Genomic DNA, 6,725 nt, shown 5'->3' with positions numbered 1-6,725 from the left:
CGCTATAACGTTTCACATATCCATCATTTTTATACATATACATTTGTTTTAGTGTATACATATTTCAGGACGGGTCAAAATTACTGGCAACGGTTTCGTATAACCGTCAGTTACGGGTTAATATGCGTTAATTTTCGGTTTAGCACAGATCTTAGCAATTCCGAGTGGATTCGGACGTAGTCGAATCCGCCGTAATTGCGGTTATACATTGTTAGCAACTGGCTTTTTTATCCGAATAAATTTGGTTTTTCTTCATCATTATTTTCAATTTCCAAATATCTGATAATTGGTCGTTTTTCTTTAAAAGTTCCGTCTTTTGATAATCTGTCGACATAACCTTTTATTGTACAATTTGAAAATAGGGTTTGTTTTTCATTTCTAATGCTACCTTCATAAGGAATACAAGTCAAAATATGATTCTCATATTCAAATCCAAGAGTATTTGTTTTCTCGTTTCCTCTTGTTAAATGTCCTTGTAATTCAACATACATTCCGTGTTTAAGTTCTGGAAACAAAATATCATCTTCTTCTTTTTCTTCGTAGAATATTGATTTTTGTCCGTAAGTTATTTTTGCAGGAGAACCTGTATCGTCTGTATCTCCTTTGTTTTCATCACTAAAGTCAATTTCTAATTCTCTTTCTTCTTCTATTTGCTTTGTTAATTTATCTAATAATTTTTCAGGGACTTTTGTATATAACTCCAAGTATTCAATTGGAACATAAAGTAAATCTCCATTTTCGTTTGGGATTCCAACCATTTGTATTCCTTGTTCCAATTTTATTTTAGCATCTGGAAATTGTTTTACTTTTTTCTTTTTCAGATGTTTTATAATTTCAATTGTCCATTTAATACCCTTAACGATTTTTTTTGCGATGTCCTTGGATGTTACATCTTTGAAATCATTTTTTGCAATTGTGTTTAATGCAGTAGCTCCATATGCAGTAACAAGTCCACCGAGAGCAGCAAGAATCCAAGCTGAAAAGTCAGGTGGAATCAAAGCTATCCAACTTCCTTTCTCAACTCTAATTGGAATTTCAATATCTAGTTTAGAAGAATCTTTGTGTTCTTGAAAAATGAAAAAACGAATTACTTCGTCAATTCCAATTATAATTTCAGCTGATTTTCGAGCGTCCAAGTATCCATCTTTGACGAGTTCTCCTTCGTATTTTATATAGGCTAAATATTCGCTCATAATTTTTTTCAGCTTGTTGCTAACGGTTGAGCTATGAACAGTACGGGAGCAAACTAGCGTTTGCTTTCCGCCACGCACATAGCGAAATCTTTTTGTTTTGTTTTTTCTTTTCCTTGTTTAAAGCAAAATCCCAAAGATTTTGCGGACTTCATAAAAATACGCAAACCCTGCAAAAAAAAGCCCGAAACCCGTATTGTTTATAGGTTTTGTTATCTGCTGGCTTTTATGCGCTCGAGTTGTTCCATTTGATTTTCAAATCCGCTAAAGCTTAATTCAATATCCTGCGCATATTTATCTGAAACCCATTCTTTAAATTTTGGCATATATTCTTCAAACAGATTTGTCTCATTTAGCTTGTCAGTCCATTTGAGTGCTGACAATGCAACGCGTTGGTCAAAATGCAAATCTTTCCTGGTTAGATAATAATCCAAATATCTTTTGAGGTAGTTGATACCTTTCTCAGTATTGAATGAAGCTAGTGCAAAACAATATCCTCCACCTGCATAGCAAACTTCACTTTTCAATAGAAGAGTTCCAATAATATCTTCTAATTCAACATAATTTTCGATTGCAGAAAAATAAGCTCCTACAATTCTAGTTCTCCAATTAAAGTCTCCAAAAAGTTGCTTCGCAATTTCAAGATTTACGTCTGACTTTACTTTAGAATAGTTTGAAATAAATTCATCCGTATTATGGATTCCGACCATATAAAACGGTATAACCCATTTGTCAATAAATTTTTTGTCAATTTCAGATTCCGATTTATAAGATTCTAGTTCTTCAAATGGATTTTGATGTCTAACAGTCGCTCCAGCACTATGTAATTCAATTGCTTTTTTAGTTTTGTGGTCCATCTAAATTTATTTTTTGAGCTTGCAGATAACGTTCAGTATAAGAAATCGTAGGGCAGGTGATAAGCACTATCGTTTCGGTTTATTACTTAGCTAAATATAAATATTTTGCTTTTATCTTTTTTACTATAAATGCCAAATTTTATATTTAGCGGACTTTGTTAATATGCACAGAACTTTCGGTTAAGCACAAATGCCCTATGTTTTTTATACCTTGTTAGCAAATGTTATTTCTTGCTATCTTTCCGATTTATATTTTCTTCTTTGAAAAATCGATTAAAATCTAATTCATCTCCTGAGAAATTTTTAAGCATAATTATTTCAAAAGTAGTTAATTGGTTGAAGAGAATTTTATAATATTTATCCTTAGTAACCTTGTCATCATTTTTGTCAAGCATTATCTGTGAGCTTTCTATAAATGTGAATATTCCGTGTAAGTTTCGATAATATAGTTCTAGTCCATTATAACCGTAATTTTGAATTATATTAAAGTAATCCTTATAATTATATCCTTTGGAATCTTTCGTCAATATTTGGTAATTACGATGAATTTCTCTCAAAAATTCTTTTCCACTTCCAACAATCGTTATGAACTCCGCAGGGTAACCTTTAATACAACCGTTCTCATTTTTTGTATAACTCGGTTTTACTTCAAATGTGCTGGGTTCCTTAGAGTTTAAATCATCCACAAATTGATGATGTAAATCTATCAATTTGAAAAAAGTTCCCTCAAATCTTTGAAAATTTAAAGTCTCGTATTGAAGATTTAAAACTTTTCTTGTTTCGGTAAGTTCTTCACGCTGCAGTTCAAACTCTTTAATCTGTTGGTTTAATGCATCGGTTTGTGCATTTAGAACTTTTCTATTTGTTTTGAAATCATTGCGTTGTTCTTTTAAGGCTACATAGAATAATATTACTCCTGCTAATGCCCAAATAGAACCGACAATACCACCAATAAAGTCACCAAATTGAGCAAATTTTTCCGAATCAATTTTAAAACCGAAATTTATCTTGATATCATTCCAAGTAAAAAGAATAAAGGCTAATATTATAAATACAAAACCACCAATAATAAATTTTATAGCATATTTTTCTGAAGTTGTTTTTGTCATTTCTAATATTTGCTAACGGCTCGTATAAGAAACGTAGGCAGGTGATAAGCACTATCGTTTCGGTTTTATTACTTAGCTAAATATAAATATTTTGCTTTTATCTTTTCTACTATAAACGCCAAATTTTATATTTAGCGGACTTTGTTAATATGCACAGACCTTTCGGTTTAGCACAAACGCCCTATGTTTTTTATACATTGTTACCAACTGACTTTTTCCGAACTAATGTCAAACCATCTGCAATTTGTAACATACTTATATCAACTCTTTTGTCATTTTTTATTTTTAAATTAAGTTTTTTGACAGATTCAATATCATCTTTTGAAAGTACTTTTTGTAAATCAGAACTTAAATAGTTTGGATTTAATACAGAACCAAATAATAAGACATTGTCTATTGCTATTATTCCCTCAGGCCTTATTAGTTCTAATGCTTTTTCGTAATAATTATCATAATTTATTTTGTCGGCATCAATGAATATAAAATCATAAGTATTACTTTCATTATTTTCGATTAATCCAGATAGTGTTTCAAGAGCAGGAGCTATCTTTAAATCAATAATCTTTTCCACACCTGCTTTTTCCCAATAAGGCTTCCCTATATCTGCCCAATCTTCATTTAAATCACAAGTTACAAGCTTTCCGTCTTTCGGAAGAGCAAGACTCATACAAAGTGCACTATAACCAGTATATGTTCCAATATCTATTACTTTTTTTGCATTTAACATTTTCAATAGAAAAGTCATAAACTGGCCTTGTTCAGGTGGTATTTGTAAAATAGAGTTTGGGTGATTATCGGTTCTATCTCTTAATTCCTTTAAAATACTATTTTCTCTTAATGAAACAGATAAGATGTAGTCGTTTAAATCAGGTATAAATGTTATTTCGTTTTTTTTCATTTAGTTTGTTGGTAACGGTCTCGTATAACCGTCAGTTACGGGTTAATATGCGTTAATTTTCGGTTTGGTACTGACTTTAGCAATTCCGAGTGGATTCGTACGTAGTCGAATCCGCCGTAATTGCGGTTATACATTGTTGGCAATGGTTTTTTTATATTGTTGTAATTCCTTTTGACAAAGCAAAGTTTTTCAGTCCATCGTCAAAAGTTACTAAAAAGTCAACTTTCAGATTCACGTCTTCAATCATTGCTTTTATAACTTCATCAACTAAACTGACATCATTAATTGTTTGACTTTTATTAATAAAAAAACTTTCTAAAGCCTTATCTCTATAGTCCTTATCATATACTTTTATAAAATTTGGTCTAGAAATTAGTTTTTCAAATCTGTGAACATATTCTTTTCTTGAAAACTTTGAGTTCAAAAACTCATATAAGGTAGGAAATGGAATAATGATTTTTTCATTTTCAATTAATTCAGCGATGGTTTCAGCTTCACTGTTTCTTTTTGGTTCTTTTGCAGGATTATATAGCGCAATCCAAAATCCTGTATCTAATAAATAATACATTTTAATCTTCTAAATCAAAATCAGTTATTCCTTCGTCTGTGTCCGCATATCCAATCCAAGGTGCAGCTTTACTACGTCCAAAAATAAATCCGCCACGTAATTTCGAGTTTTCAATACTTTTCCAAATCATATAAATTCTGTCCGACTTACCTATTTCTGTTGTTTTAGCAATCTCATTTCTAATATATTTTTTGAATGCTAAATCTTGTTTAGCGTTTGGGATATATTTTTTTGGAAAGTCAATACCTTTAATTAAGGCAAGTCCATAACCACGTTCTTCAGCTCCATTTTCATCAAGCCATTTATAAAGTCCTTCGTAGTCTCCTTTCATTCCAAAATCGAATGAAATCCATATTGCTTTTTTCATTTCGTTCTAAATTATTGCCAACGCCCGAGCTAAGATTAGTGCGGAACCAAGGAATCTGTAAAGATTCCGACTTTGCACGAAGCCAAAACTGTTTGTTTGGGTTTTTTCTTTTTTTGTTATTAAAATGTCAAATCAAACAGATTTGACGACCTAATAAAATTACGCAAAACTTGGGATTAAACACCGAGCCACCGCATTAATTTTAGGTTCTGTTACCAAACGTTTTTTTATTTCAAAATTTCCTTTTCTAAATCTTTTATTATTTTATCAATACCATAACCTATATGCCTTATACCATCATAAAAATAGTGGTTGTCTTTCATTTTAAGATTACTTTCTGCAAAGCTTTCAAGCTCGCTTGTGCCGTCAGTTAAATTAATTTCAGCATATAAATTTTTCTTATAGTATTTCGTGGAATTTGGAAAACTTACAGGAAGAGTATGAATAAAATTGCCAATTTTGCTAACTAAATTTTGAGCTTGTCCTTTATTCATATCTGTTTTGAGCCAGTCTAACTTTATTTTTTTTAGTTTTTCAATTTCGAGTTCAATTTCAATAGTTTTTTTGTTCATGATAATCAATTATAAATAGATTATGCAAATATAAAATACATATACAATAGATAATATCTATTGTATACTTAATTTAAAATTAATCTATTAGTTTGGTTGTTAATAGTCCAACTATTGAAATTATCAAAAAAGTTTCTTCCTAATAATAATGGAGTATTGGAAATACCTATTGATGCTACGACATTACGTATTGCTGTGTTGCCGATTTTCACTTCTCCCAAGTTAACTCTTCTACAACTTATTATATTACCATTTGCAATACGGTATAATGCCGGTTCTAAGTAGTTTTCTTTTTTTATGGTTCCGTTAAATATGAAAAGTTGCTCTACTTCTTTCGAAATAGAAATTTCACTGGCTCCAGAGTCAAGAATAAAATCTAACTTTTCACCATTAATTAAAATAGGAACAATAAAAACACCATTGTTATTTATCAAATCGATTACCTCTTTTTCATTAAATTTACCAACATTTTTATTGTAATATTGACTTGCAAAAGGATCATCATCCTTTTTTTGGTATTCGTCTGAAAATTTTATTAGATTTTGGAGATACTTAATTGCTCTTAGAATTTTTTCATTATCATCAAAACTTATTTTTTGTGTAACTGATGATATACTTGTATATTTTGTTTCTGATTTAATTAACTCAGGTCTTATAAATTCTATTTCAGTTAAACATTTTTGGGATTGACAATTAAAATGAATATGACTAAATGTGTCATCGTACCTACTTGAAAATTTGACATTATTCAGTTGACCAAAGGATAGAGAGGTATAAAGGGCTTTATTTATATCAGATAATTCTATTTGATAATTTTTTTCCTTTATTTTATTTTTCCAATCTTCTTGGCTCAATCCTTTATCCCATAAATCGCTGTGAAATAAATTAATAAAATGGAAATCCCCATTTTTATTTAAAGTGAATATTTTACTTTGGCTTAATTTATTGTTGATGTAATCTAGTGTTTCATTAACCGTTAATTCCTGACCATAGCTCACATATACCGTTAAAAATAGCAAATAGATAAATTTTTTTTTCAAAATCAAAAAGTTAATGTTAGTGATAATATTTTTTAGCAATGTTTGGTAACGCCCGAGCTAAAGTTAGTGCGGAGAGCAAGGAAGCTTTTGCTTCCGTCTTAGCACTAAGACAAAGCTTTTTGTT

The 6,725-nt window shown here is 30.3% G+C and carries 8 protein-coding genes; all 8 read right to left on the bottom strand.

Annotated features, from left to right (window positions below; translation table 11 throughout):
- Positions 1 to 227 precede the first annotated feature (227 nt).
- The 8 genes from Q0856_RS17630 to Q0856_RS17595 all read right to left on the bottom strand — a co-directional run bounded on the left by Q0856_RS17630 (position 228) and on the right by Q0856_RS17595 (position 6,601).
- Positions 228 to 1,193, bottom strand: a complete 966-nt coding sequence (locus Q0856_RS17630; RefSeq protein WP_298507120.1) for a hypothetical protein — start codon at positions 1,191 to 1,193, stop codon at positions 228 to 230.
- Positions 1,194 to 1,402: 209 nt separating this feature from the next.
- Entirely contained in the window at positions 1,403 to 2,047 is a 645-nt protein-coding gene (locus tag Q0856_RS17625; RefSeq protein WP_298507119.1) for a DUF6000 family protein, read from the bottom strand.
- Positions 2,048 to 2,271: 224 nt separating this feature from the next.
- Complete coding sequence (locus Q0856_RS17620; RefSeq protein ID WP_298507118.1) at positions 2,272 to 3,156, bottom strand: putative phage abortive infection protein; 885 nt, start codon at positions 3,154 to 3,156, stop codon at positions 2,272 to 2,274.
- Between the two features lie 190 nt (positions 3,157 to 3,346).
- The gene (locus tag Q0856_RS17615) at positions 3,347 to 4,054 is read right to left on the bottom strand and encodes a class I SAM-dependent methyltransferase (protein WP_298507117.1); all 708 of its coding nucleotides are present in this window, start codon (positions 4,052 to 4,054) and stop codon (positions 3,347 to 3,349) included.
- A gap of 151 nt (positions 4,055 to 4,205) precedes the next feature.
- The gene (locus tag Q0856_RS17610) at positions 4,206 to 4,622 is read right to left on the bottom strand and encodes a type II toxin-antitoxin system VapC family toxin (protein WP_298507115.1); all 417 of its coding nucleotides are present in this window, start codon (positions 4,620 to 4,622) and stop codon (positions 4,206 to 4,208) included.
- 1 nt (position 4,623) lies between these two features.
- The gene (locus Q0856_RS17605; protein ID WP_298507113.1) at positions 4,624 to 4,989 is read right to left on the bottom strand and encodes a hypothetical protein; all 366 of its coding nucleotides are present in this window, start codon (positions 4,987 to 4,989) and stop codon (positions 4,624 to 4,626) included.
- A 227-nt stretch (positions 4,990 to 5,216) separates the two neighbouring features.
- A complete protein-coding gene (locus Q0856_RS17600; protein WP_298507111.1) occupies positions 5,217 to 5,561 on the bottom strand; it encodes a hypothetical protein in 345 nt (114 codons plus the stop codon).
- Positions 5,562 to 5,629: 68 nt separating this feature from the next.
- Positions 5,630 to 6,601, bottom strand: a complete 972-nt coding sequence (locus Q0856_RS17595; protein WP_298507110.1) for a retropepsin-like aspartic protease — start codon at positions 6,599 to 6,601, stop codon at positions 5,630 to 5,632.
- Positions 6,602 to 6,725 lie beyond the last annotated feature (124 nt).

The organism is uncultured Maribacter sp., from assembly GCF_947496775.1.
GTDB lineage: Bacteria > Bacteroidota > Bacteroidia > Flavobacteriales > Flavobacteriaceae > Maribacter_B.
The sequence above is the reverse complement of the archived record's forward strand: the minus strand, read 5'-3'. Positions and strand labels throughout refer to the sequence as shown.

Excerpts from the sequence above, each read along its gene's own strand:
- Q0856_RS17630 (WP_298507120.1), bottom strand. The coding sequence starts at position 1,193 with ATGAGCGAATATTTAGCCTATATAAAATACGAAGGAGAACTCGTCAAA.
- Q0856_RS17625 (WP_298507119.1), bottom strand. The coding sequence starts at position 2,047 with ATGGACCACAAAACTAAAAAAGCAATTGAATTACATAGTGCTGGAGCG.
- Q0856_RS17620 (WP_298507118.1), bottom strand. The coding sequence starts at position 3,156 with ATGACAAAAACAACTTCAGAAAAATATGCTATAAAATTTATTATTGGT.
- Q0856_RS17615 (WP_298507117.1), bottom strand. The coding sequence starts at position 4,054 with ATGAAAAAAAACGAAATAACATTTATACCTGATTTAAACGACTACATC.
- Q0856_RS17610 (WP_298507115.1), bottom strand. The coding sequence starts at position 4,622 with ATGTATTATTTATTAGATACAGGATTTTGGATTGCGCTATATAATCCT.
- Q0856_RS17605 (WP_298507113.1), bottom strand. The coding sequence starts at position 4,989 with ATGAAAAAAGCAATATGGATTTCATTCGATTTTGGAATGAAAGGAGAC.
- Q0856_RS17600 (WP_298507111.1), bottom strand. The coding sequence starts at position 5,561 with ATGAACAAAAAAACTATTGAAATTGAACTCGAAATTGAAAAACTAAAA.